This window comes from Streptomyces sp. NPDC057900 (genome assembly GCF_042887885.1).
Taxonomy (GTDB): domain Bacteria; phylum Actinomycetota; class Actinomycetes; order Streptomycetales; family Streptomycetaceae; genus Streptomyces.
In genome coordinates this window covers 57,896-81,480 of the sequence record NZ_JBHVOI010000013.1, presented here as the reverse complement: position 1 = coordinate 81,480, position 23,585 = coordinate 57,896, and the positions used below count along the sequence as shown (strand labels likewise).

17 protein-coding genes are annotated in these 23,585 nt (G+C 71.2%); 5 read left to right on the top strand and 12 right to left on the bottom strand.

What is annotated here, in order from left to right:
* Positions 1-5: 5 nt before the first annotated feature.
* Entirely contained in the window at positions 6-3,482 is a 3,477-nt protein-coding gene (locus ACFVQ0_RS31850) for a DNA polymerase III subunit alpha (RefSeq protein WP_390092666.1), read from the bottom strand.
* A 196-nt stretch (positions 3,483-3,678) separates the two neighbouring features.
* On the opposite strand from ACFVQ0_RS31850, the gene ACFVQ0_RS31845 reads away from it, so the two are divergent.
* Positions 3,679-4,764: a DUF3533 domain-containing protein gene (locus ACFVQ0_RS31845; RefSeq protein ID WP_390092665.1), complete on the top strand. Its 1,086-nt coding sequence runs from the start codon at positions 3,679-3,681 to the stop codon at positions 4,762-4,764.
* Here ACFVQ0_RS31845 and ACFVQ0_RS31840 read toward each other — a convergent pair.
* The 3 genes from ACFVQ0_RS31840 to ACFVQ0_RS31830 form a co-directional block, all read right to left on the bottom strand.
* Entirely contained in the window at positions 4,761-5,093 is a 333-nt protein-coding gene (locus ACFVQ0_RS31840; RefSeq protein ID WP_390092664.1) for a hypothetical protein, read from the bottom strand. The two genes, ACFVQ0_RS31845 and ACFVQ0_RS31840, sit on opposite strands and share 4 nt — an antisense overlap.
* A gap of 82 nt (positions 5,094-5,175) precedes the next feature.
* Positions 5,176-6,027: an oxaloacetate decarboxylase gene (locus ACFVQ0_RS31835; protein ID WP_390092663.1), complete on the bottom strand. Its 852-nt coding sequence runs from the start codon at positions 6,025-6,027 to the stop codon at positions 5,176-5,178.
* 313 nt (positions 6,028-6,340) lie between these two features.
* Positions 6,341-7,426, bottom strand: a complete 1,086-nt coding sequence (locus ACFVQ0_RS31830) for a DUF5937 family protein (protein ID WP_390092662.1) — start codon at positions 7,424-7,426, stop codon at positions 6,341-6,343.
* 99 nt (positions 7,427-7,525) lie between these two features.
* On the opposite strand from ACFVQ0_RS31830, the gene ACFVQ0_RS31825 reads away from it, so the two are divergent.
* Together ACFVQ0_RS31825 and ACFVQ0_RS31820 are read left to right on the top strand one after the other, a co-directional pair.
* On the top strand, positions 7,526-8,767 hold the full coding sequence (locus ACFVQ0_RS31825; RefSeq protein ID WP_390092661.1) for an MFS transporter: 1,242 nt from the start codon (positions 7,526-7,528) through the stop codon (positions 8,765-8,767).
* Between the two features lie 54 nt (positions 8,768-8,821).
* Positions 8,822-9,322 (top strand): phospholipase, encoded by a 501-nt coding sequence (locus ACFVQ0_RS31820; RefSeq protein WP_390092660.1) that lies wholly within the window; start codon positions 8,822-8,824, stop codon positions 9,320-9,322.
* Between the two features lie 74 nt (positions 9,323-9,396).
* Here the strand turns inward: ACFVQ0_RS31820 and ACFVQ0_RS31815 are convergent, their stop codons facing one another.
* Entirely contained in the window at positions 9,397-10,482 is a 1,086-nt protein-coding gene (locus tag ACFVQ0_RS31815; protein ID WP_390092659.1) for a S1 family peptidase, read from the bottom strand.
* 359 nt (positions 10,483-10,841) lie between these two features.
* Here ACFVQ0_RS31815 and ACFVQ0_RS31810 point away from each other — a divergent pair, with 359 nt between their 5' ends.
* A complete protein-coding gene (locus ACFVQ0_RS31810; RefSeq protein WP_390092658.1) occupies positions 10,842-11,717 on the top strand; it encodes an alpha/beta fold hydrolase in 876 nt (291 codons plus the stop codon).
* Between the two features lie 51 nt (positions 11,718-11,768).
* Here the strand turns inward: ACFVQ0_RS31810 and fxsT are convergent, their stop codons facing one another.
* The 4 genes from fxsT to fxsA all read right to left on the bottom strand — a co-directional run bounded on the left by fxsT (position 11,769) and on the right by fxsA (position 19,716).
* Positions 11,769-15,704: an FxSxx-COOH system tetratricopeptide repeat protein gene (fxsT, locus tag ACFVQ0_RS31805; protein WP_390092657.1), complete on the bottom strand. Its 3,936-nt coding sequence runs from the start codon at positions 15,702-15,704 to the stop codon at positions 11,769-11,771.
* The gene (gene fsxC, locus ACFVQ0_RS31800) at positions 15,688-17,046 is read right to left on the bottom strand and encodes an FxsC protein (RefSeq protein WP_390092757.1); all 1,359 of its coding nucleotides are present in this window, start codon (positions 17,044-17,046) and stop codon (positions 15,688-15,690) included. Before fsxC ends, fxsT begins: the two co-directional genes overlap by 17 nt.
* Before the next feature lie 135 nt (positions 17,047-17,181).
* On the bottom strand, positions 17,182-19,449 hold the full coding sequence (fxsBH, locus tag ACFVQ0_RS31795; RefSeq protein ID WP_390092656.1) for a radical SAM/SPASM protein FxsBH, inactivated beta-hydroxylase extension form: 2,268 nt from the start codon (positions 19,447-19,449) through the stop codon (positions 17,182-17,184).
* Positions 19,450-19,548: 99 nt separating this feature from the next.
* Positions 19,549-19,716 carry an FxSxx-COOH cyclophane-containing RiPP peptide gene (gene fxsA / locus ACFVQ0_RS31790; protein WP_390092655.1) on the bottom strand — a complete coding sequence of 56 codons (168 nt, stop codon included), beginning with the start codon at positions 19,714-19,716 and terminating at the stop codon, positions 19,549-19,551.
* A gap of 256 nt (positions 19,717-19,972) precedes the next feature.
* On the opposite strand from fxsA, the gene ACFVQ0_RS31785 reads away from it, so the two are divergent.
* On the top strand, positions 19,973-20,869 hold the full coding sequence (locus tag ACFVQ0_RS31785; protein ID WP_390092756.1) for a DUF4231 domain-containing protein: 897 nt from the start codon (positions 19,973-19,975) through the stop codon (positions 20,867-20,869).
* 47 nt (positions 20,870-20,916) lie between these two features.
* Here the strand turns inward: ACFVQ0_RS31785 and ACFVQ0_RS31780 are convergent, their stop codons facing one another.
* The 3 genes from ACFVQ0_RS31780 to ACFVQ0_RS31770 form a co-directional block, all read right to left on the bottom strand.
* Entirely contained in the window at positions 20,917-21,396 is a 480-nt protein-coding gene (locus tag ACFVQ0_RS31780) for a hypothetical protein (RefSeq protein ID WP_390092654.1), read from the bottom strand.
* Positions 21,397-21,625: 229 nt separating this feature from the next.
* Positions 21,626-22,525: a S1 family peptidase gene (locus ACFVQ0_RS31775; RefSeq protein ID WP_390092653.1), complete on the bottom strand. Its 900-nt coding sequence runs from the start codon at positions 22,523-22,525 to the stop codon at positions 21,626-21,628.
* A gap of 256 nt (positions 22,526-22,781) precedes the next feature.
* Positions 22,782-23,582: a DUF1684 domain-containing protein gene (locus tag ACFVQ0_RS31770; RefSeq protein ID WP_390092652.1), complete on the bottom strand. Its 801-nt coding sequence runs from the start codon at positions 23,580-23,582 to the stop codon at positions 22,782-22,784.
* Positions 23,583-23,585 lie beyond the last annotated feature (3 nt).

Sequence of the window (23,585 nt, the reverse complement as noted above, 5' to 3'; positions counted from 1 at the left end):
CCCGGTCACCCCGCGCTTCCGGGGCTCGCGTGGTGGAAGGACCGTCCGTCGAGCGCGTCGAGTGCGGGCAGGGTGGCGGAGGCGGGGGTGCCGGGCGGCTGGAGGTCGGCCCAGGGGTGCAGGGCGTAGCCGTTCGGCTGGGTGAGGGTGCGACGCGGCGTGGCGGCGCGCGGGGTGGGCTCGGGACGGGTGAGGCGGTCGGCGACGGCGGCGGGGCCGCCCTCGCGGTACAGGTCGATCAGCTCGGCCAGGTTCCAGGCGGCGGTGCCGGTGATGCTGAAGGCGCGCGGCGGACGGCGGGCGAGGGTGCCGCGTACGAGCAGCAGGTTGCTGTGGAACACCGTGTGGGCGCAGCGGGCATGGCTGTCCTCGAAGAACGCCAGGTCGGACAGGCCGGTGGGGTCGTCCAGGGTGGCGAAGATGACGCGCTTGCCGGAGCGGATCGGCGGGGTCTGGGTGGCGACCTTGACACCGGCGACGAGCACGGTGGAGCCGTGCCGGAGCCCCGCCAGATCGGCGGCGGGGGTCGCGCCGATGTCGGCGAGCAGGGAGCGGTGCTCGTCGAGGAGGTGGTGGGATATGTCCATGCCGAGTACGTCGAGTTCGGCGGCGAGCTGTTCGGATCTGCTCATGGCCGGCAGGCCCGTGGTGGTGGCGGTGGCGTTCGGCTCCGCGTCGGCGCCCTCCGTGTTCTCCGTTTTCTCCATGGGGAGTTGACCCGCGGTCGAGCCGCCCTTGCCGCGGCCCGAGCGGTGCAGCTCGGTGACCTTCAACAGCAGCTCACGGCGGGGACCGAACGCGTCCAACGCGCCCACCTTGGCCAGCCGTTCGGCCAGCGGGCGGCTGGGCCTGGCGCGCTCCCAGAAGTCCGCGAGCGAGGTGTACGGCTGCCCGGCCGCGATGCGCCCGCTCTCGGCCTCCGTAATGCCGCGCACCTGCGAGAGGCCGATCCGCACCCCCCACTTACCAGACACCAGTTCGATTATGTGTGCGGCCTGGGACCGGTTGACGTCGGGCAGCAGCAGCGGCACCCCGTGTCGCCGGGCGTCGGCGGCCAGGACCCGCTTGTGGTACATCCCCGGGTCGTGCGTGAGCAGCCCCGCGAGCAGGGCCGCCATCCGGTGGGCCTTGAGCCAGCTCGACTGGTAGGCGGGCTGCGCGAAGGCCGCGGCGTGCGCCTTGGCGAAGCCGAAACTGCCGAAGTTCTCCAGGGTCCTCCACACGTCCCGTACGGCCTGGACCGAGTAGCCGCGCCCGCGCGCCCGGTCGGCGAACCAGGCCCGGACCCGGCCCGCCCGCTCGGGGACGGACAGGGCGCGGCGGGCCTCGTCCGCCATGCCCCGGTCGCAGCCGGTCATCGTCACCATGATCGCGATGACCTGCTCGTGGTAGACCACCTGTCCCTCGGTCTCGGCCAGGATCGCCTCCAGGTCGCGGTGCGCGTAACGGGTCACGTTCCGGCCCTCCCGGGCGCTGATCAGCGGCTCCACCATGTTCGCCGCGACCGGTCCGGGCCGGAACAGGCTGATGTCGAGCGCCAGGTCCCCGAACGACCGCGGCCGCAGGTTCCGTACCAGCTCCCGCTGGCCCGGACTCTCCAGCTGGAAGGTGCCCAGGGTGTCCCCGGAGGAGATCAGGTCGTACGTGGCGACGTCGTCCGGCGGCACCTGCGCGGGGTCGTCCAGGTCGATGGGTTCGCCGGTGACGCGTTCGATCTCGGCGGCCGCGTGCGCGAGCGCCGACTGCATCCGTACGCCGATGACGTCGATCTTCGGGTGTCCGGTGTCCTCGATGTCCTCCTTGTCGAACTGGGACATGGCGATGTTCTCCACGGTGGTCGGCGCCAGCGGGGTGCGCCGTACCAGCGCCGCGTCGGAGACGAGCAGCCCGCACGGGTGCATCGCCGCCTCGAACGGCAGCTCGTCGAGCGCCTCCACCAGCTCCCAGAGCCGGCCGTGGTCCTCCGCCGCGACCTCACGCAGCTCCGGCAGCTCGGCGAGCGCGGCGGTCACGTCCTTGGCCCGGATGTGCGGGAACGCCTTGCCCAGCCGGGCCGCCTCGTCCGGGGCCATGCCGCGGGCGCGGGCCACGACCTCGATCGCCCCGCGCGCCCGGTACGTCTTGTAGACGGCGAGCGTCGCCACCCGGTCGGCGCCGAACCGCTCCCGTACCGCCTGGTAGACCTCCAGGCGGCGGGCGGACTCGACGTCCAGGTCGATATCGGGCAGGGCGGAGCGGTGCTCGGACAGGAAGCGCTCCATCACCAGACCGTGCGCCACCGGGTCGACCGGGCTGATCCCCAGCAGATGCGTGACCAGCGAGCCCACACCGGAGCCGCGCGCGGCCACCCGGACGCCGAGCCCCCGGGCCTGCGCCGCGACCTCCGCGACGGTCAGGAAGTACCCGGCGAAGCCGTGCCCCGCGATGATCCGCAACTCGTTCTCCAGCCGGTCCCAGCGCTCCCCCTCCCGGTGGTAGGCGCGGCTCAGCATGCCCGCCGCGCACCGGTCCGCGAGCACCCGGTCCGCCGACTCGGCGCTCGCGCCCACGAGTTCGGGCTCCGGAAGGTTCAGCCGGCCGAGCCCGAACGCGTCACCGGGATCGACCGCGCACGCCTCTGCCGTCTCCTCCGTCGCGGCGAGCAGCCGCCGCGCGTCCCCGCCCCGGCCACCCGCGGCCTCCGCGATCCGCCCGGCGATCCGCTCCATCTCCCCGGCGTCCTTCAGCCACCGCTGCCCGCTGTCGAGCCGGGACGCGTCACGGGCGTCGATCGGCACCAGCAGGCGGGCGGAGTCCAGGATGTCGGCGACCTCGCCCCGGCCCGGGTCGGCGTAGCGCACGGCGTTGCTCAGTACGGGGACCACCTGCTGCTCGGCGGCGAAGCCCGCCATGCGCGCGGCCAGCCGCAGCGAACCCGGCCCGGTGCCGGGCCGCCCGTGCCAGGACGTCTCGACGCGCAACGACCGGCCGAACCGTTCCCGCCAGGGGCCCAGCAGTACGGCGGCCCGGTCCGGCCGCCCCGATGCCAGCGCCTGCCCCACCTCGGAGTCAGCCCCGAGGAGGACGAACAGCTCGTCGTCCGGGCAGGCCAGGTCCTCCCAGGTGACGCCCCGGTCCGCCGCGACCGACACCAGACGGCACAGCTCGGCCCAGCCGCGTGCGGTCCGGGCCAGGAACACCGCGCGCTGCGGTGCCTCCGTGACGAACGCGCCGCCCCTGGACGGGGTGGTCCGCTGCCTCTTCGCCGATGCCGGCACGGCCGCCGGTACGCCGGGCACCGCCAGGTCGACGCCGAACAGTGGCCGGATCCCGGCCCCCGCGCACGCCTTCGCGAAGCGCACCGCGCCCGCCAGGGAGTCCCGGTCGGTCAGCGCCAGGGCGTCGAGGCCGCGCTCGGCAGCCCGCTCGGCGAGTGCGTGCGGGTGGCTGGCTCCGTACCGCAGCGAGTATCCGCTCGCCGCACGGAGGTGCGTAAACGACATACACACCTCCTGCTACTCATGGCCCCCCTTTGCGTTGTCCGTGTCATCCCGATTCACCCCGATCGAGAGAAGTACCCTAACTCAATGTTCGCACATTCATTCGATTCAATATCGAGTGGAACTCCGGAGACCGCGAGGTCAGCCATTCGGCCCGGCCCCGACTGCGTGGACAACGAGCACACAGGACGGTGGGGGCATGACTTTCGCTGATGAGGTGAAGAACGCCATCACTCCGCGGGCCGCGCTGCTCGTCATCGGCGTACTGGCGCTGCAGCTGCTGTTCATCGCGTCCTACGTCGGAGCGCTGCACAAGCCGAAGCCGACGGACGTCCCCTTCGGGGTCGTCGCACCCCAGCAGATCTCCGCCCGGCTCCTCACCGAACTGAAGGACCTCCCCGGCGGGCCGCTGGATCCCCGTACGGTCAGCGACGCGGCCACCGCGCGCCGGCAGATCCTCGACCGCGACATCGACGGCGCCCTGATCGTCAGCCCCAGGGGCACCACCGACACCGTGCTGGTCGCCTCCGGCGGCGGCACCGTGCTGGCCGACTCGCTGACGAAGATCATCACGAAGGTCGACCTCACCCAGCGGCGCACGGTCCGCTCCGTGGACGTGGCCCCGGCCTCGGAAGACGACTTCGACGGGCTCTCGTCCTTCTACCTGGTGGTGGGCTGGTGCGTCGGCGGGTACCTCTGCGCGTCGATCCTGGCGATCAGCGCCGGTACCCGCCCCGCCAACCGTCAGCGCGCGGTGATCAGGACCGGGGTCATGGCGCTGTACTCGATCGCGGGCGGAATCGGCGGCGCGATCATCATCGGCCCGATCCTGGGAGCCCTGCCAGGATCCTTCTGGGGGCTGTCCGGGCTGGGCGCGCTGACCGTCTTCGCGGTCGGCATGATCACGCTCGCCCTGGAGGCGCTCACCGGCATCGTCGGCATCGGCCTGGCCGTCCTGCTCGTGGTGATCGCGGGCAACCCGAGCGCGGGCGGCGCCTTCCCGCTCCCGATGCTCCCGGACTTCTGGCGGGCGATCGGCCCCGCGCTGCCACCGGGGGCCGGCACCTGGGTGGCGCGCTCGATCGCGTACTTCCGGGGCAACGCGGTGACCGGGCCGCTGCTCGTGCTGTCCGCGTGGGCGGTGGTCGGCACGGTCGTCACCCTGCTGATGGCGATGCGGAAGAAGCCGGAGGCGGCGGACGACACCCGGCTCACGGGAACGGGAGCGGGGACGGGAACGGGGCCGGAAACGGGGACAGCGAACGGCGGATCGAGCCCTGCCTAGGGCCTGTCCGGTTCGTCCTGCTCGCCCCGCTCCACCGGGGCGGCCTGGAGCCGGGTGTCCGAAGCGCCCGTGACGTGCTGTTCGACGGCACCGCCGCCCCCGTCGTGGTCACTGCCCGCCGTCCCCTTGCTCAGCGGTCCGAGCACGTTGAGCGTTCTGTCGACCTCCAGCCAGGAGTCGGCGTTGGAGTTGTCGATGGTGATCAACGAGGGGCCGTGTCTCGTCTCCATGCCTCCGTCGGGAGCGTCGGCCCGCGCGGTGCCTTCCGCGAACTGCGCCGCGCACAGCACACCGGCGAGGACCGCCAGGGTGGCTCGTGCTCTGGGCACGGTCAATCCCGTCATGCTGTTCCCGCTTCCCGGATGTGCTGGATGTACTGGACGCCTGCCACACGGGCCGGCCGGTCCGCTCTCACCGGCCGGCCGGGTGGTGCCGGCTGATGTTCTTCTCCAGCAGTTCGGTGGAGGCCCGCACACCCACGGATGAGCCGGGCGAGAACTCCGGGAGCCGCCCGTCGGCCTCCCTCAACTCGCTGAGCGCGGTGTCGATGGCGGTGTGCGCCGCGAACAGACACGGCGTGCTGTAGATCGCCACCTGGCATTCCAGGTCGGTGAGTTCGGAGAGCGAGAGCCTCGGCGACTTGCCGCCCGCGATCTGGTTGAAGAGCAGCGGCTTGTCGTTGATGACCTTCCGGATCCGGCGGATCCACTCGACGTCCCGCACCCCGTCGACCAGCACCACATCGGCGTCGGTCTCCGCGAGCGCCTGGGCCCGGCGCAGGATGTCCTCCTCCTCCGTGGCGTCCGTACGGGCCACGACCACGAGGTCGCCCCGGTTCTCCAGGACGAGGTTCAGTTTCTCCAGGTACTCCTCCAGGGGCAGCACCGTCTTGCCGTCCGCGTGGCCGCACCGGCGCGGGCGCTTCTGGTCCTCCAGAATCACTCCGGACGCCCCGCTCCGCTCCAGTTGCCGCACCACATGGCACGCCACTTCCGGGTCCACGTACCCGTCGTCGATGTCGACCAGCAGGTGGTGCGACGGGAAGGCGTGCCGGAGCCGTTCGACGAACGCGACCATGTCCGGCCACGCGATGAAGCCGATGTCCGGCAGCCCGTAGTAGGAGGCGGCGAAGCCGAACCCGGACACGAAGAATCCGTCGTAGTGGCGGGCGGCCACCGATGCCGAGTACATGTCGTAGATGCCGACGAGCGGAGTGGTTCCGGGCGTGTGGATCTGCTGGCGCAGCGCGCTTCCGTAGCGCATGTCTCTCTCCTTGCGTGCGGCCGTGAACCGGCCGGTGACGGGGATCCGTAAGGCCTCGCACTCGGCCGACAGGAGCGGCGCACGGCGGCGGCATGCACACACAGGACGTTCCCGACCGTGGTCGATCGCCTTTGCGCGTACCCGCATAGATGTACCGGGCTTTACCGACTCTTTTCTTTCCGACACGCTGCCCTGTACCCGAGCCCTGCGGTGCCCATGGCGGGCGAATCGTTCCCGCGAAACCATGCGCCCCGGACGGTCGCGCACTGCCGTGAAGGCAGCGCTCCGCCGCGTTCCGGCGGACCGGAACCGCTCAGCGCAGTACGGCCGCCAGCAGGTCGGCCCCCAGTGCCGTCAGATCGGGCAGATTGACGGTGTACCGGACGTAGCGGCCCTGTCGTCGGGCCGAGAGCAGGCCCGCGCGGCGCAGGACAGCGAGGTGGCGGGAGACCTCCGGGGCCGAGAGCGACCAGGCGTGGGCCAGCTCACCGGTGGTGTGCGGTCCGCGGGCCAGGGTGCGCAGCAACCGCAGCCGTACCGGATGCGCGAGTGCCTCCAGCCGAAGCGTGACCGTCTCCAGCGATACCGGCTCCGGTGGACCCGGCTCCGCGACGGGGTACTGCACCACCGGCTGCCATCCGGGCGCGTGGACGGCCACCAGGTGCGGGCGGCCGAAGACGCTGGGGAGGAAGGTGACGCCGGCGCCGTGGGCGGCGGTCGCACTGTCCTGCAACTTGTCGACGATGATGCGGTTGCCGTCCGGCGCCAGAGTGACGGCACCGGAGACCGACGCGAGCGCCGCCCCGACTCCCTGACGCTTCAGCAGGTCGTTCTTCAGGCGCAGGTCGGTGGCGAGCCGCACGGCGACACCTGACCAGGCGGCGTCGAAGAAGGCCTCCGCGCACTGTTCGAGGGTGGCGCGCACCCGCGCCCGCACGGCCGCCGGATCCGTCAGCAGCCGTTCCGCGAAGGCCTCCTGGAGCGCGCCGCGGGCCTGGGCCAGGTCCAGGGCCCGTTCGCGCGCCGTCGCGTCGGCGAGCGGTGACGGCGCGGCGAAGTGGACCCGGTTGCTGCCGCACGTGGTGATGAGCGCGGCGGTCACATAGCTTTCGTCGTCGATCCGGTCCACATCGTCCAGTTCCTCGGCGAGGGTCGGCCGGGGACGGGCGGGAACCAGGAAGTCGGCTCGTGAGGACCTCCAGAGGAACTCCGCCTCCCTGAGCCGCTCGGCCAGTTCCGGCCGCAGCCCTGACCAGACATCAGCGGCCCAGCCCGCGAGCCGCGGGTGATGCGCGGGTTCGGCCAGCACGTGCAGCATCGCGGTCAGCTCGGCCAGTGGAGAGGCGGCGAACCGGAGCCGTCCGGACGGCGGGCCGCCGATGTCGATCCTCAACGTCATCTCCTCATCCTCGCCGGTCGGACAGCCGGCGGCCATGTCGATTGACGGTCTCCGTCAACCGACGCGGCCGGCCCGGCGGCCGACCGCACCGTTGACGCCATGGCAACTACCGGCAAACTCCGGCCGCGCGCCCTCGTCCGGGCCTCCGGCGGCCCCCGCTATGCCGTCGCCCTGGTCGTGGACGCGCTCGGCACCGGCCTGCTGCGGCCCTTCCTGCTGCTCTACGGGGTGACGGTGCTGAGGCTGTCCGCGGCGGCCACCGGCATCGCCATGACGGCCGGGGTCGTCGTGGGGCTGGTGTGCGTGCCCGCGGTGGGCCGATGGCTGGACCGGGGCGCACGCAGCACGGTCGTGGCGGCGTCGATGCTGGTGCGGGTGGTGGGCGTGGCGCTGCTGCTGGCCGCCCCGGCGGGGCACGTCCGGCTGTTCGCGACGGCGGCGCTCTTCCTCGGCATCGGCAACCAGGCGTGGCCGGCCGCCCATGCCGCTCTCGTGGCCACCGTCGCCCACGGCCGCGAACGCGACGCCGCCCTCGCGGGAGGCCGCGCCCTGCGCAACGCCGGCCTGGGCGCGGGCGCTCTCCTCGCCACCGCGTGCCTGGCGGGCGGCGCCACCGCGTTGCAGGCGCTGGCCGCCGTCACCGGGCTCGCCTACCTCGTCGCGGCGGCCTTGGCCTGGTCGGTTCAGCTGCGCGCCCGGCCGGCCGCTGCGCCGGTCATGGACCGGGCCGACGGGCCCGCGCCTCGGATGCGCGTGCTGCTGGCCGCCAACGTGGTCTACGTCTTCTGCCTCAACGTCCCCGAAATCGCGCTGCCTCTCGTCCTGTTGACGCAGACGCACGCTTCCCCGATGTGGTCGGGGGCCATCTTCGTGGCGAACACGGTACTGGTGGTGACTTTGCAGGTTCCGGTCACCGTCCTGATGTCCCGCTTCTCCCGGCGGACCGTGCTGGCTCTTTCCGGCGTGGTGCTCGCCGCGTCCTATCTCGGCTTCCTCGCGGCCACCGCGCTGGGGCACGGCTGGGTCGCCCCGGCCGTCGCCGCGGTGTCCGTGGTCTGCACCATCGGCGAGATCATCTACGCGGGCAGTGCCATCGCGCTCGTCACCGCCCTCGCCCCGGCCCATGTCCTGGGACGCTCGCTCGCCCGCTTCCAGCTCTCCACGGGCTTCGGCCTCGCCGTCTCCCCGGCGGCCATCACCGCTCTCGCCTCCCACGGCTCTGCGGCCCTCTGGGGCAGCCTCGCCACCGCGACGCTCCTGTCCGCCTCCGCCGTCGCCACCGAGCAGGATCTCCGTCAGCCGCCCGTCAGGGCACGACGGCATCCTGGGGCGATCCCGTGAGACCCACGAGACACACGACCGCGACAACTCCCCCAAAAAACACAGAGGTTACTCATGCGTCGTCGCTTCGCCGCCACAGTTCTCGCCACGGCCGCCCTGTCGCTCCCCCTCGCCCTGCTGCCCGCCGCATCCGCCTCGGCCGCCCCTTCGGACAAGCCCCAGGTCCTCAGCTCCTGGACCCAGACGAGCGCCTCCAGCTACAACTCCTGGAACGCCGCCCGCAACAACCAGGGCGCATGGGCCGCCTACGGCTTCGACTGGTCGACGGACTACTGCAGCTCCTCGCCCGACAACCCGTTCGGCTTCCCCTTCCAGACGGCCTGCGCCCGCCACGACTTCGGCTACCGCAACTACAAGGCCGCCGGCACGTTCTCCGCCAACAAGGCCCGCATCGACTCCGCCCTCTACGAGGACCTGAAGCGCGTATGCACCGCCTACACCGGCGCGAAGCTGACCGCGTGCAACTCCACGGCCTGGACGTACTACCACGCGGTGGACATCTTCGGCGTCGCACCGGCGAAGGCCGCCGCCGGCAGCCTGTCCCGGGCCGCCTGACCGGCCCCGAACGGCCCCCGGCGCGAAAGCGCGCCGGGGGCCGTTCGTCACCGTGCGGAGACGTCCGCGACGGGTCAGCCGATCTCCGCCCCGAAGGCCGCCAGCGCCTCCGGCACCGGCTGGAAGAACGTCTCGCCGCCCGAGGAGCAGTCGCCGCTGCCGCCCGAGGTCAGCCCGATCGCCGTGTCACCGGCGAAGAGCGAGCCGCCGCTGTCACCGGGCTCGGCGCAGACCGTCGTCTGGATCAGCCCGTTGACGATGTCACCGTTGCCGTAGTTGACCGTGGCGTCCAGCCCCGTCACCTGGCCGTCGTGCACCTGGGTGGTGGAACCGCTGCGCGACACCGTCATCCCGACGGTCGCCTCGCCCGCCTTGGTGATCGGCTGGGTGGAGCCGTCGTAGAGGTCCACCTCGCTCGGGTGCGCGGTGTCCGAGGTGTACTTCACCAGCCCGAAGTCGTTGTCCGGGAACTCCGAGCCCGCGTTGGTGCCGATCTCCCCGCCGCCCTGCGAGTCCGACCAGCTGGAGATCGCCTCCGTGCAGTGCCCGGCGGTCAGGAAGTACGGTTCGCCGTCCTTGACCACGTTGAACCCGAGCGAGCAGCGCCCGCCGTCGCCCCAGATCGCGTCGCCGCCCGCGATGAGGGGCTTGAACTCCCCGGCGGACTTCTTGAGCCGGGCCTTGCCGCCCAGCGACTCGACCACCGAGTTGAGCTTCTCCATGGCCGCGCCCTTGACCGTACGGTCGGCCGTGACGACCACCTTGTTGCTGACCGGGTCCACGGCCCACGAGGTGCCGGGGATCGCCGCCTTGCCGGCCAGGGTCTGCCGGGCCGACTTCAGCTCCGCGAGCGAGTTCGGTACGACTCTGGCCCGACCGCCCGCCTGCTCGACCTGGTCCGCGGCCGCCCGGTCGACCACGTTCATCACGAGGTTCCTGGACTTGGCGTCGTAGTACGAACCGGCCGCGTCGCCGCCCAGATCCTTGCCCAGGCCGGTCGCCAGCTTGGCTGCCGCGTCGGCCGTCAGCGTCCGCGCGGTGACCTCCGATGTCCCTTCACTGGCGTTCGCGCTCTGGAACGTCGCTCCCGCCGCGACCAGGGCGACCACCGCCGAACCCGCCAGTACTGCCCGCTTCCTGGATATGCGTCGATGCTTCAACTTCGACCTCCTGTGGGGGCCGCGTACGGGTGATGTGGGGTCACCCGTACGCGGAGGATGAGGCGCCCACTATTCCGACGGAGCGGATAGCACACAAGGCCGACCTCAGGACGCACACACGACAACACCCCTTCGGTCTCACCGTGTTCACGTACCGGCGGTCACCCCCCTACTGTCCGGTACTCACCCTCGCGCGTCCGGTTCTCGACGTGTCCGGCGCTCCCCCGGCCCGCGCGCCCCCTCCACGCGCCCCGTAATCGCTCAACGCGCAGTCCCCATAAGTGCCTTGATGGTCCATCATCGAATCAAAGCGGGGCAGTCGGGCACGTCGTGCCCGCACGGACACAAGGAGGCGCGGAGTGCGCAGTCGCGTGCGCGCAACCGACGGACGGCAACTGGTGGTGGAGCGTCTGGGGGATCCCCGCGGCAGACCGGTCTTCCTGCTGCACGGGATGCCCGGCAGCAGGCTCGGTCCGGCTCCGCGCGGCATGGTGCTGTACCAGCGCAAGACCCAGCTGATCACCTACGACCGGCCGGGATACGGCGACTCCGACCGGCAGCCGGGCCGCTGCGTCGCCGACGCGGTGGAGGACGTCCGGGCCATCGCGGACCACATCGGGCTCGACCGGTTCGCCGTCGTCGGCCGGTCCGGCGGGGCCTCGCACGCCCTGGCCTGCGCCGCGCTGATGCCGGAGCGGGTCACGCGCACCGCGGCCCTGGTGGGCCTGGCCCCCTGGGACGCCGCAGGCCTCGACTGGTTCGAGGGGATGGCCGCCTCCAACGTGGCGGCGTACACCACGGCGGCCGACGATCCGGACAGTCTCGCGGAGTCCTTCATCTCACGGTCCGCGGTGATCAGACGCGATCCGGTCCGGCTCATCGACGATCTGCGCCGGGAGCTGACCGACTCCGACCGGATGGTGGTCAACGACGTCGGTGTCCGCACCATGCTGCTGCGCAACTACCGTGAGGGGCTGCGCACTTCGGCGTACGGATGGATCGACGACGCGCTCGCGTTCAGCCGTCCCTGGGGGTTCGACCCGGCCGCCATCACCGGTCCGGTCCTGCTGTGGCACGGCGAGAAGGACGTCTTCTCACCGGTCGGGCACACCCGCTGGCTGGCGAGCCGGATCCCGGGCGCCACCGTCGTGGTGGAACCCGCGGCCGCGCACTTCGACGCGCTGCACGCGCTTCCCCGGATCCTCACCTGGCTGCTGGACACGGCCGAGAGGTGAGCCGAGCGGCGGGGCGGGAGCGTCCGGCGACGGCCGGACGCTCCCGCTCCGTCATACCGCGAGCGGTTCCAGTTCGCGCTGGAACCTGCGCTCGTCCCGGGCGATCCGGGTGAGCGGATGCTCGTCGCCGAGCTGCCGGGACAGCTCCTCGACCGTCTCCGCCCTGACCTGGAGCGCCTCCTCGTGGCGTCCCATGGCGTCCAGCGTCACCGCCATGTTCGACTTCATGCCCAGCGTCTCCGGGTGATGCGCCCCCAGAGCCATCCGGAACTGACCGGTCAGCCGCCGCTCGGTCGTCAGCACCAGGTCGAGATCGCCCCGTTCCGCGGTGGTGTTGGCCAGGTTCATCACGCTGAACAGCGTGTTGGGGTGCTCTGGCCCGTACACCTCGCGCATCGAGGCGACCACCCGGGTCAGCACCTGCTCCGACTCCTCCGCGGCGCCGGACCCCAGCAGGTAGACGCCCAGGTTGTTCAGGGCCGCCAGGGTGTAGGGATGCTTCTCGCCCGGCACCTTCATGTACTGGTCGACGACCTCCCGGGCGGTGGTCCTGGCCTCCTCAGCCTCCCCGGCCGCGTACAGGTCGGCCGCCATGTTGAGGTCGCAGGCCAGCCACTCCGGGTTGGCGGAGGTGTACTTGGCCCGGTACCGGGCCCTGGTCGCCACCGTGAGCCGGCGGGCGTCGTCCAGCCGCCCGGCCCGCCGCAACGACACGGCCAGCGCCTTCGCCGCGCTGAGGGTGCCGGGGAAGGACCGGCCGAGCGTGGCCTTGTAGCTGTCGTACGTACGGCTCAGCAGGCCCACCGAGTCCTCGTACCGGCCGACGTCACGCAGGTCGCGGGCCAGACTCATGGCGGAGGAGAGGCTGTACGGGTGCTCCTCGCCGAGCACCTCGCGGCGCCGGTCGAAGACGTCCTGGTCGATCTCGCGGGCCTTGGCGTACTGGCCGATGGACCGCAGAGTGAACGCCAGGTTGTTCGCCGCGGCCAGGGCCCTGGGGTGGGAGTCGTGGAAGATCTGGTTGAACCCCTCGGTCGCCTCCGTCGCCAGCTCGATCGCCCGGGTGTACTCCCCGAGCGTCCCGAGGTCGGTCGCCAGGCTGCTGGTGCTCATGTAGGTGTGCGGATGCTCCGGACCCAGCACCTCCCGCTGGGTCGCCAGGGTGATCTCGTCGAGCTCCCTGGCCTCCACGTAGCGGCCGCGCGAGCGGTAGATGTTGGACAGGTGGAAGCAGAGGTACAGGTACTGGATGTCCCGCTCCCCCAGCGTCTCGCGCCAGATGTCGCGCAGCTCCTCGCAGAGCGTGGTGGCCGTCCTGAAGTCACCGCGCTTCCAGAGGTAGCGGACCCGGTCGATCAGCAGCCTGCGGGCTTCCGGCTCCTGGCAGTTGCGCGCGTCGGACGGGCCGAGGTGCGGCCATATGGTCGAGAACTGCGGCCAGTTGGCCGGGTTGTCGATCGGCTCGTCGTCATCGGGGCGGGCGCCCGCCAGGATGCGGTGGACGGCGTGCCGGGCGTCGCGCTGCTCCTCCTCCGTGAGCTGCGCCCGGATGACGGCCTGGACGAGCCGGTGCACCTGGATGGAGTTGGAGACCTGGTCGACCTTGGCGAGGGCGAACCGGCCGATCTCCCGGATCACCCGGCCCAGCACCAGCTTCTCCTGGAGCGAGGCGTCGTACGGCTTCAGCGCCTCGATCATCTCCTTGCTGTACAGCAGGTTCCCCGAGATCGGCTCCGGGGCGAAGAAGGCGCAGAGCTGGAGCAGCCGCACCGCGGCGGGTGAGCGCTCCTTGAGCCGCTGGATGGAGATGTTCCAGGTCGCGGCGACCGGCTCGGGGTAGCCGGCCGGCTGGTTCAGTGCCAGGACCTCCGGGGCCTGCTGGGCGAGCTGTTCCAGATAGGTGTCGATCGGGGTGGCGGTCTCCGCGATCCACGCCGCGGCCTGTTCGACGGCCAGCGGCAGATCGCCCACGGCGGTGGCCACCTGGGCGGCGTCCTCGGCGCTCAGCCCCGGCGCCCGGCGCTGGAGGTGTTCGATGGACTCCTCGCGGAGGAAGACATCGACGGGCAGTGCGTCACCGTGCTGGGACCAGGCCTGGTTGCGGGAGGTCACCAGGATGTGCCCGGAGCCGCCCTGCGGGAAGTAGCGCCGCAGCCGCTCGGGGTCGTCGGCGTTGTCGAAGACCAGCAGCCAGCGGTCGGAGGGCACCCCGCGCCGCAGCAGGTCGACCGCTTCCTGGGAGGCGGCCGCCATGTCGTCGCCGCCCTGGGCACCGAGCCGGACGGCGAGTTCGGCCAGACCGGCGACCACGTCGTCGGTCTGCTCCGACGATATCCACCAGACCAGGTCGTAGTCGGCCATGAACCGGTGGACGTACTCCAGGGCGACCTGGGTCTTGCCGACGCCGCCGAGGCCGTACAGGGTCTGCGGCTGCGGCAGCACGACGGCCATCCCGCCGCCGAGCTGGTCGCGCATCCGCTCCAGGACCATCGAGCGGCCGGTGAAGCCGGGGTTGCGCGGCGGCGCGTTCCAGATCCGGGGGACGGTGCCGGGGAAGCGCGGTCCGGGAGAGACCCCGTCGGTGATCTGCACGGGCCGGTCCAGGGCCCGTAACAGGGCCGCGGTGGCGTGCACCTCGTCGAGCCGGAAGAGGTCGACGGGGTTGCGGTCGATGTAGGGCGCGGACAGCCGTACGTCACCGACCCTGAGCGGCAGCAGATGGCGCCGCCCGCCGCCCGGGTCCTCGGCGACGGCCCGGTCCCAGATGGCCACCGCACGGCTCGACTTCAGGTAGGCGCTGGAGAGCAGCACCACGGTGCGGGCGGCGTTCTCAGCGGTGACGGCCGCCTGTTCCTCCGGTCCCCGCTCCGCGGACACGTCGCGCGGCACGACCCGGAAGCCGGCCCGGGTGAGCGCGGACTCGATCCAGTCGGCCCACATCCGGTTCTCCGCCACATAGCAGAGGAAGAGGTCGGCGGGCAGGGCGGGGCGGCGCCGGGTGAACGCGTCGCGGATGCGCAGCCGTACCTCCTCGCCGACCGGGGGCATCGCGGTGACCTGCTGGTCCGTGATGACCGAGGTGAGCCGTTCGAAGGCGGAGAGCAGGGAGTTGCTGAGCCCCGCCTCGTCCCCGAAGGTCGCCAGGGTCTCCTCGTACGCGTAGTAGGGGCGGTACGGAATCTCCACCGCGCCCCAGTAGGCGGTGAGTTCGTCGCCGGACAGATCACGCGGCAGCCGGTCGAACTTCAGCCGGGCCAGGGCCCGTCCGGCGTCCGCCTTCTCCTTCTCGCCCTCGTCGATGCGCATCGGGACGGGGAAGATGGAGATGGGGCGGCCGGTGTACCGCTCGGAGATCTGCCGGGCGACCGAGGCCGCGCCGTCGATGGACTGGTCGCTGAGGGTGAAGCAGTCGACGAGCGCGTCGGGCAGGTGGACGGTGCAGATGTCCGCGATGTCGCTGAGCCCGGTGCGGCTGTCGATGAGGACGTAGTCGTAGTTGGCCTTCATGTCGTCGCGCAGGGCGTCGAAGAAGTGCCCGCCGCCGAGGCGGTCGTAGAAGTTGTCCCAGTCGAAGGTGGAGACGGTCGCGGAGTACTCGCGGTTCTGGCGTCCGGCGGAGACGAAGTCGAGCGTTCCGCCCTGCGGGAACTCCCAGCCGAGCGCCTCCGGAGTGAGCGAGACCGCGTGCGGCTGGATCCGGGCGTAGTCCCGGTGCCAGTCGTCGGCGCGCGGCACCGGGCTGGTGGCGGCCCAGGCGTACTCGGTGATCAGATCGATGACGCCGGTGGTGGCGCCGAGGGTCGAGGGGTCCAGGAACGGGTGGAAGAACCGGTGGAGGCCAGGTGCCTCCAGGTCCCAGTCGACAGCCAGTACCCGTTTGCCGTTGGCGGCGAGAATCCAGGCGGTGTTGGCCAGGGCCATGGTGCGCCCGGTGCCGCCCTTGTACGAGTAGAAGGTGACGATGCGCCCGTCACGACTGGCCGTCATCCGTGTCCTCCGCATCCGTCGCAGCGTCATGTGTCTCGGGGATGTACTGGGTCTGCGCCATGGGTCCCATCAGCCGGGTCCGTTCGCTGTGCCCTCCGCCGCCGGCGGCGGGCAGGTAGACGGCCGCGTGTCTCAGGTACTGCTGGGCGGCCACCTCGACCACCTGCGGCAGGACCTGGCCGAAGGCCTCCATGCTCGGTACGCCCTTGGCCGCGGCGCGGCAGTAGGCCCGGCCCTGGCGCATCTTGGTCGGCATGGTCCGCTCCAGCTTCGCGGTCAGTTCGGCCTCCGCGGCCCTGCTCTGGTGGTCGTCGCGGTTCCACGGGACGACCATCGTCACCCAGGGGCGGTTCTCCGCGTCGAAGGCGGCGAGCCTGCGGCAGCGGTCCTCGTCCTGGAGCGCCCAGCGGTCGACGAGCAGGATCTCGGGTGTGGTGGGGGGCTGTTTGCCGCCGGGGTGGCTGGGTTCCTCGTCGAAGGAGGTGACGGTGGCCTGGTAGTTGAGGGAGCGCACCAGGTCCTCCGCCACATAGGCCAGCGGGCGGGCGGCGTCCGGGTGGTAGGGGTTCCAGTCCTGCGGGTTGTCGCCGTAGTAGTCGGCGTCGCGCCCCTCGGGCAGGTCGTGGCGGGTGGCGGCGGCGATGGTGACCCGCATCGGGCGGGGGCCGCCGGTTCCGCCGCCCGGCGCGCCGAAGGCGCTGGGGGCCAGCCGGTAGTCGACGGGCCGGCCGGTGCCGATCCGTACCGTGTCGGCGACGCTGACGATGCGTTTGGCGAGCTCGTACACCGCGCGCTCGTACTCCTCGGCGAAGAGCCTGAGCTTGATCAGCCCATAGAGCCCGTCACTGACGTAACGGTCCCCGAAATCACGGTGGTTGAACTGTAATCGCTCGGCCGGTCCGGGAAGCTGGCTGGGCGGTACCGGGACCCAGAGCGCCGGGACGATCGCTTCGGCCGGCTGGTTGGAGCGGGCCCGGTGGTGGATGGCGCGCTGGGCGAAGGCGTACCACTCCTTGCCGCACATCTCGCTGGCGAAGTAGCGCGGGGAGAACAGCGGGACGAACACCCGGCAGCTGGCCAGCACGTCACCGAGCCGTTCCGACCAGCCCTCGCCGGAACGTATCTCACGGTCGATGAATCCGGCCGGTGCGCCGGCCGGCAGATCGGTCATGGCCATCACATGGCCGCAGAGATCCTGGAAAAGCCGTTCGACCCACATATCGGGGTCCGTTCCACCGCCGTACCCCGGTGTGTGGGCGTAGCTCAAGAAGAAGTACGGCCGATGGTCCGCCGCTCGCTGCTGCGTCGTCGCGTGCACACGACCCCCGTCCTGTGTGAGCACCCGCACCCGATGAGTGAAGAGAATGCGAGCGAATTCATCATTCCGGAGCGGACCTTGCTCCACCCCCATGGCGTTCGGTCATTCAACGCCACTTTTCAGTCATGTATGCCCCACTCTCGAACCGGAATCCGAGATTCAGAATTCTTTTCGCATCAGAGCGAGCAGTCGTTTCCCGCCGATGGTGAGTTCGGCCGCTCCCTCCAGCGTGTCGAGTGCCCGCGCTACGCCGTCCCGGTACCTGGGGTCGAATGCCGCGAGCGCCAGCCGTTCATACGTACCGGCCAGCAGCCGGGAAAACGGAACCAATTCTTCCCGCCAGGGCATTCGATGTTCCCAGGAGCCGTCCGCCGCGTAAAGATCCGTGACGTCGACAAGTGCGCGGAATCCGGCCCGTCGTACTCCGCGCACCAGCGCGAGCGCGAGCGTCTCCACCCCGTCGTCCGCCCCGATGCCCAGCGCGCCGTACCCGTGCCGCCCGACGGACGGCTCGCCCGGCGCCGAACCGGTCAGCGGGGTGAGCGTCAGCACGGCGGCGGCGGACCGCGCCCCGTACCCGGGAGCCCGCTCCTCGATCAGCGCCCAGGCCGCGGTGAGCGCGGCGGCCAGCCGGTCCGCCGCGGGGCCGTCGAGCGTGGCCGCGGCGGGCGCGTCGAAGCAGTCGCGGTACGGGTCGAGGTCGTCGATCAGGAAGGCGGGCCCGCCTCCGGGCAGGGTGTACCCGCGCACCGGAACCCAGCCGGGGACCGCCGGTGCGGGCCAGCCGATCCGCCGCTCCCCCGCCCCGTCGTCACGGGCCACCAGGAAGCCGTCCTCGACGGCGCGCACCCGGACCGTGCCGTGCTCCCCCGCGCCGCCGAGGGCCAGCCGGCCCAGGGTGGGCAGGACAAGCCCGCCGTCCCGGAAGGGCACCGGCACCCAGGTGTCGAGCCCCGCGCGCACGACGGCGGCCGCGAGGCGGGCCGGCAGACCGTCCGCCGCGTCCCGGACCGCTCCCGGCCGCTCCTCGTGCAGCGCGTCCAGCGCGTCGAGCAGCCAGGTGCGGGTGTACGGGTGGGCGAGCACGTGGTCCAGGCCGCCCGCGCCCCGCTCGGAGCCGTCCAGCGCGGCCGCCAGCTCCCAGGCCGCGGCCCACCGCTCGCCGCCCCGGCCGTCCAGGTCCCCGTGGAGGCGGGCGAGCAGGGTGCGGGTCAGGTCCTCCTGGGCCGCGAGCAGTTCGACGGGGTCGGCCACCGCGGGCGCCGCCGAGTCCGCCGGCGTACGGGCCTCGATGCCGCGCACCAGGGCGGCGAGATCCCGGCAGTACACGGACGGGTTGTCGAACCCCTCCACGAGCACCCCGCCGCCCGGCGCCCCCGCCTCAGGCCCGGCGGAGCTGTAGCGGTGGGTGTACAGGCCGCCACCGCACGAACGTACGACGGGGCAACGACGGCACGTCTCGCTGACGCCCTCCAGGCCCAGCTGCCTGGCCCGCACCCCGGGATGCACCGCGACCTCGTCGAAGGCGTGCGTGAAGACGTCGAACCCGGTGGCCGCCGCGCCTTCGTAGGCGCTCTTGAGCGAGTCGACCTGCTCCAGGCTTCCGTCGGTCTCGACGACGACGAGATCCGTGGGGGCCAGCCCCAGCGACTCGGTGAGGCTCGGCCCGCCGTTCAGCGTGGACAGGACGGAGGAGAAGATCCGCACCGGCACCGGCCGCCCGAGCTCCTGCCAGCGGTCGAAGACCGCGAGGAGCCAGTCGGCGTAGGCGGTGGGCGATCCGTCCGGACGCGGCGGCGGATCGTCCCAGGTGGCGTGGGGAAGCAGGAAGTCGATGTGCGGCGGCTCCAGCTCGGTAAGGGCGTCGAGGACCGCGCGCGGGTCGTTCTCGATGTCGACGGTGCACAGGAGACCGAGGTTGAGATGGCGGTAGCGCTCCTCGCGGAGCAGCTCGACGGCCTTGAGCACCAGGGGGTGGCTGCTGCGTCCGTCGGCGAAGCGGCGGTGCCGGTCGTTGGCCGCGCGGTCACCGTCGAGGGAGATGCCGACCTTGACGCCGTACTCGCTGAAGAGGTCGAGATAGCGCGGGCTGAGCTGGAGGCCGTTGGTGTGGATCCGGAGATCGAGCGCGGCGATGCCGTCGAAGGCGGACGTCAGCTCTTCGCAGATGCGGCGCAGCCGTGCGGGGCCGGCGAGCAGAGGCTCCCCTCCGTGCAGGATTACTGACACGGAGGGCAGTGCGTGTGTCTTGGCATGCTCAGCCAGGCGCTGAGCAGTCCGGAAAATGACTTCATCAGAGATTGTCTTCGGACGGGTTCGCCAGCTCTGATCGGCATGTTCGTAGACATAGCAATGGTCACAGGCGAGATCGCACCTGCTGTGAACCTTGAGGACTACTTCGCGGAAAGGGACCAGGGGTCCTGTCATTCCACCAGTCTAGCCAGCCCGGAAGGGTGATCCGGAAGTCCGGCCGGGCCCGTGGAGTGTTCCGTGTCGGTGCGTCGGAGTCGGCGCGTCGGAGGGATTTCAGAGGGAGGAGTTGAAGGTGGCTGCCTGGACGGTACGGGCGGCGGTCGCGACCTGCACCCGGCCGAGCTTCCTGGCAGCTTCGCCACCACGCGCGTCGATCGCGGTGAGCGGCACACGGCTCTTCTTCGCGACGGCGAAGGAGAGGGAGGATTCAGAGGTCTTCACGGCCGTCCTTGAGGGGATTCGTTCCAATGGAATGGTTCCGGACAGGAAACCAGCGTTGGTACCTGCACCATTGCAGTGTCCGGCGGCACGACTTTACTCTCATGGCCTCGGTTGGCAACCGAGGCAGGCTACTTGGCGGCAGTGGGTCGCACGGGACCTGCCCCGTTCGAGCGGAACCACAGATTCCGCCATCAGGGTGACAACATAACCGCAGACGGGAGTGAACATGACGGCGATTCCCGGACCACTGCAGAGCATGGTCTTCAGGAACGCTGATCTGCCCGAACTCTTTCACCACACGGACGCCATCGCGGTCGCGCGCCAGCGGGAGGCCGTGAATACCACCAGGTGGCAGCTGATACTGCTGGTGGGGGGCACTGTACCGGCCGCACTGCCCTGGCATGCGGAGGTCGCCGGCAGGCTCCAACTCTCGGACTGCGCGGCGGCGTTGGCGTACCTGGGCGTCCTGATCGCGACGTACCTCACCTCCCGGCGGAAAGCAAAGTCGCATTGGCAACTCAATCGCTCCGCGGCAGAGTTCATCAAATCGATGTGCTGGCGTTACTCCGTGCACGGCTCACCTTTCGACACTGGTACCCAGCACCCGGAGGCGGTGTTCGCCAATCGCCTCGAAGAGGGGTTGCAGGAGCTCCGCAAGGTCGGCTGGCCGGACCCCCGCGACCGGACCGCCGATTCCGGCGGACTCATCACCGATTCCATGCACGCGTTACGGGACAAGGCATTCACCGTGCGCAAGGAAACATATGTACGGGACCGGCTGATCGAACAGCGGAACTGGTACCGCAGGCGTCAGGAGGTGTCGCGCCGGGCCACCGTGATCTGGTCGACCACCATCGCCGCGCTGACGGCGTTCGCCCTGACCCTGGCCCTGTTCAGGGCGTTCTCCGTGGGCCAGTCCTTCGCACTGACCGGGGTGCTGTCCGCCGCCGCGGCGGCCTGTCTGGCCTGGGCCGAGATGCGCCGCCACCACCCGCTCATCTCGGCCCACTCCCTGGTGGAGAAGGACCTTGAGTCGATGCAGATAGCGATGGAGACCACGCTGAACGAGCGGCAGTGGCCGAGGGCGGTGTTCGAGACCGAACGCATCGTCTCCCCGCAGCACACCGACTGGCTGGCCCGGCACCAGATGTGACAGCCCGAACGGCCGGAACGGCCCGGACGGCCGCGCGGTCACGGTGATCAGGCGCGTACGACCCCGTCGCGCCAGATCACCGTGACCGGGCGGCCGAGCCGGCGGGCGTAGGTGACGATGTCGCCCGTGCCGCCGAGCCCTCGGGCGGGCAGCCCGTCCCAGACGGCGAGCAGCCGGTCGCAGTGGTCCGCGATGTAGGCGCCGGCCGCGTAGTAGGCCTCGTCGGTGGAGTGCGGGTAGTCCAGCCGGACCTCCCGCACGGCACGGGCCTTGAGCTGCCGGTAGCGGGCCAGTTCGGCGCCGTCCGCGAAGCAGGCCTCGTAGTCGCCGCTGGGGATGACCGCGGTGAGTTCCGCGCCATGGGCGAGCGCGAGGTCCGCGAAGAGCTGGTCCGCCCCCACGGCCAGGCTGGACAACGCCTCCACCGAGCCGTCGAACGCGCTGAGCGCCGCGCCCATCGCGGCCAGCACATGGGCGTGCACCTCCTGCGGAATGCTGCGGTGGCCGGTCACTCCGATGCGATTCACGGACCTGGATCCCCCTGAGGTCTGAGCCGGGGGTTCCCGGAGGGCGTCCCTCCGGGAGGCACAGCGTCCGCCCCCGTTGTTCCTGCGCGACCGTCCTGTGCCACATCCTCTCAAAAGCCGCGGGGTAAACGGGAGCCCCCGCCCAGAATTCGGGCGGGGGCAGGGCGTGTTCGAGTGCGTCTTTCGAGGCGGCGGCCGGTACCGGCGTACGGAACCGGCCGCCCGGCCGTCAGTAGATGCTGACGCCGTACGCGCTGAGCGCTTCGGTGACCGGCTGGAAGAACGTCGTGCCGCCCGAGGAGCAGTTGCCACTGCCGCCGGAGGTGAGGCCGATCGCCTTGGAGCCGGAGTAGAGCGGGCCGCCCGAGTCGCCGGGCTCCGCGCACACATTGGTCTGGATCATGCCGTACACGACGTCGCCGTTGCCGTAGTTGACCGTGGCGTTGAGCGCGGAGACGGTGCCGCTGTGGATGCCGGTGGTGGAGCCCCGGCGGGTGACGGACATGCCGACCGTGGCATTGGCCGCACCGGTGATGTCGACGCTGCCGACGGTTCCCTCGTGGGAGATCGAGGCGTTGTCGTAGCGCACCAGGCCGTAGTCGTTGGTCGGGAAGCTGGTTCCGACCGTGGGTCCGATGCTCGTCGAGTTCGACGAGTTGCTGTAGAACGGCGGGCTGCCTTCGGTGCAGTGGCCTGCCGTCAGGAAGTAGTACGTGCTGCCGCTACGGACGTTGAAGCCCAGGGAGCAGCGGAAGCCGGGCCCGTAGACGGCGTCACCACCGGACATCAGCTTGCGGATCTGTCCGGAGGTGCGTTCGATCTTGAGGGCGCCCGCGTTGACGCCGGCGGAGTCCTTGATCTGCTGGATCTCCGCGGCGGAGACCGTACTGTCCGCCGTGACCACGACCTTCTTGGTCGCGGGGTCGACGGTCCAGGCGGTGCCGGCCACGTCGGCGCCGAGGACGGCGTCGCTCGCGGCGGAGAGCTGGTTCGCGCTGTACGTTCCGGTGGAGCTGGCCTGTGCGCTGGGGACGGTGAGCGCGGCGACCGCTACGAGTCCTGCGGCGATGGCGACTGCCCTGCCGCGTCTCGCGGTACCGCTGAGGGGGGTGGTGCGCTTGATCCTCACGTGTCATTCCTCCCGAGGGGGGTTGAGGGTCCGCCCGTGGGGTGGTCGGACCCGTGAGGCGCAGTCAGCCGCACGGCAGGGGTGTCCGCATTCCGAACCTGCCGTGCTCCTGACAAGCGCTGCTCGGGAGTATTCAAGGCGTCAACTTCCGGCGCAAGAGGGCCTCTTGGCCTGAGCTTCGCGCCCGGCCACCCGTCGCACCTCTGCGTCCGGCCCCGGCGGATGACGAATGCCGGGGCCGGACGCCGAGGGTGGTTCAGCCGTCGGTCCGGTTGCGCTCCCCCGCCTCGACGGCGAACGGGAGGGTGTTGCCGGGCGGCGGGAAGGGGCAGATGAAGTGGTCCGCGAAGGCGCAGGGCGGCAGCAGCGCGCGGTTCAGGTCGACCGTCACGCTGCCGTCGGCGGCCGGCGCGGCGGGCCGCAGGAACCGGAAGCGGTAGCTGCTGTGCCCGCTGGTGGCGTCGGCGAAGACCGCCCAGAGCGAGCCGTCCGGCTCCACGGCGACCTGGAGCGTGTGCTCGGCACCGTCCAGCTCGAAGGCGATCTCCCCGCCGAGGCCGAGCCCGCGCTCGACCCCGTCGGCGTTCTCGACCCGGACGGTGCGGGAGGTGTCGTACGGGCGGAAGGTGCCGGGCAGCGACCAGCGCGGGTCGTACGGCGTGGCCTCGATCGCGCGGAAGGCCCGCCGCGCCGCCGAGTCCGGGTCGAAGTCCCGTACGGCCCAGAGTCCTTCGCGGCTCAGCACGAACAGCCGCCGCTCCCCGTGCGCGACCCGTGACCCGTCGATCGGGCCCCGGTCGGCGCCCAGCCCGACCTGTCCGGTGAACGGCTCGCCGTCGACGGTCAGACTGTCCTCGGGCCCGGCGGTGAGCACCAGCTCGTCACCGTCCTCCCGCCACTGCCCGGGAATGGCCGGAATTCGGCCTTCCGGGTAGTCGGAGAGCCAGTGCGTGCCGGTGAGGGAGAGCGGTCCGTACGGGGCCGAGACCGTGGAGGTGCGCTCCTCGTGCCAGCGGTCCCAGTCCTGCGCTGCCTGCTGTTGTGCGTCCGTGCTCATGGG

What these genes read in the sequence shown, in the direction of transcription:
- ACFVQ0_RS31850 (WP_390092666.1), bottom strand. Translation starts at nt 3,482, where the DNA reads ATGTCGTTTACGCACCTCCGTGCGGCGAGCGGATACTCGCTGCGGTAC.
- ACFVQ0_RS31845 (WP_390092665.1), top strand. Translation starts at nt 3,679, where the DNA reads ATGACTTTCGCTGATGAGGTGAAGAACGCCATCACTCCGCGGGCCGCG.
- ACFVQ0_RS31835 (WP_390092663.1), bottom strand. Translation starts at nt 6,027, where the DNA reads ATGCGCTACGGAAGCGCGCTGCGCCAGCAGATCCACACGCCCGGAACC.
- ACFVQ0_RS31830 (WP_390092662.1), bottom strand. Translation starts at nt 7,426, where the DNA reads ATGACGTTGAGGATCGACATCGGCGGCCCGCCGTCCGGACGGCTCCGG.
- ACFVQ0_RS31825 (WP_390092661.1), top strand. Translation starts at nt 7,526, where the DNA reads ATGGCAACTACCGGCAAACTCCGGCCGCGCGCCCTCGTCCGGGCCTCC.
- ACFVQ0_RS31820 (WP_390092660.1), top strand. Translation starts at nt 8,822, where the DNA reads ATGCGTCGTCGCTTCGCCGCCACAGTTCTCGCCACGGCCGCCCTGTCG.
- fxsT (WP_390092657.1), bottom strand. Translation starts at nt 15,704, where the DNA reads ATGACGGCCAGTCGTGACGGGCGCATCGTCACCTTCTACTCGTACAAG.
- fxsBH (WP_390092656.1), bottom strand. Translation starts at nt 19,449, where the DNA reads ATGACAGGACCCCTGGTCCCTTTCCGCGAAGTAGTCCTCAAGGTTCAC.
- ACFVQ0_RS31785 (WP_390092756.1), top strand. Translation starts at nt 19,973, where the DNA reads ATGGTCTTCAGGAACGCTGATCTGCCCGAACTCTTTCACCACACGGAC.
- ACFVQ0_RS31770 (WP_390092652.1), bottom strand. Translation starts at nt 23,582, where the DNA reads ATGAGCACGGACGCACAACAGCAGGCAGCGCAGGACTGGGACCGCTGG.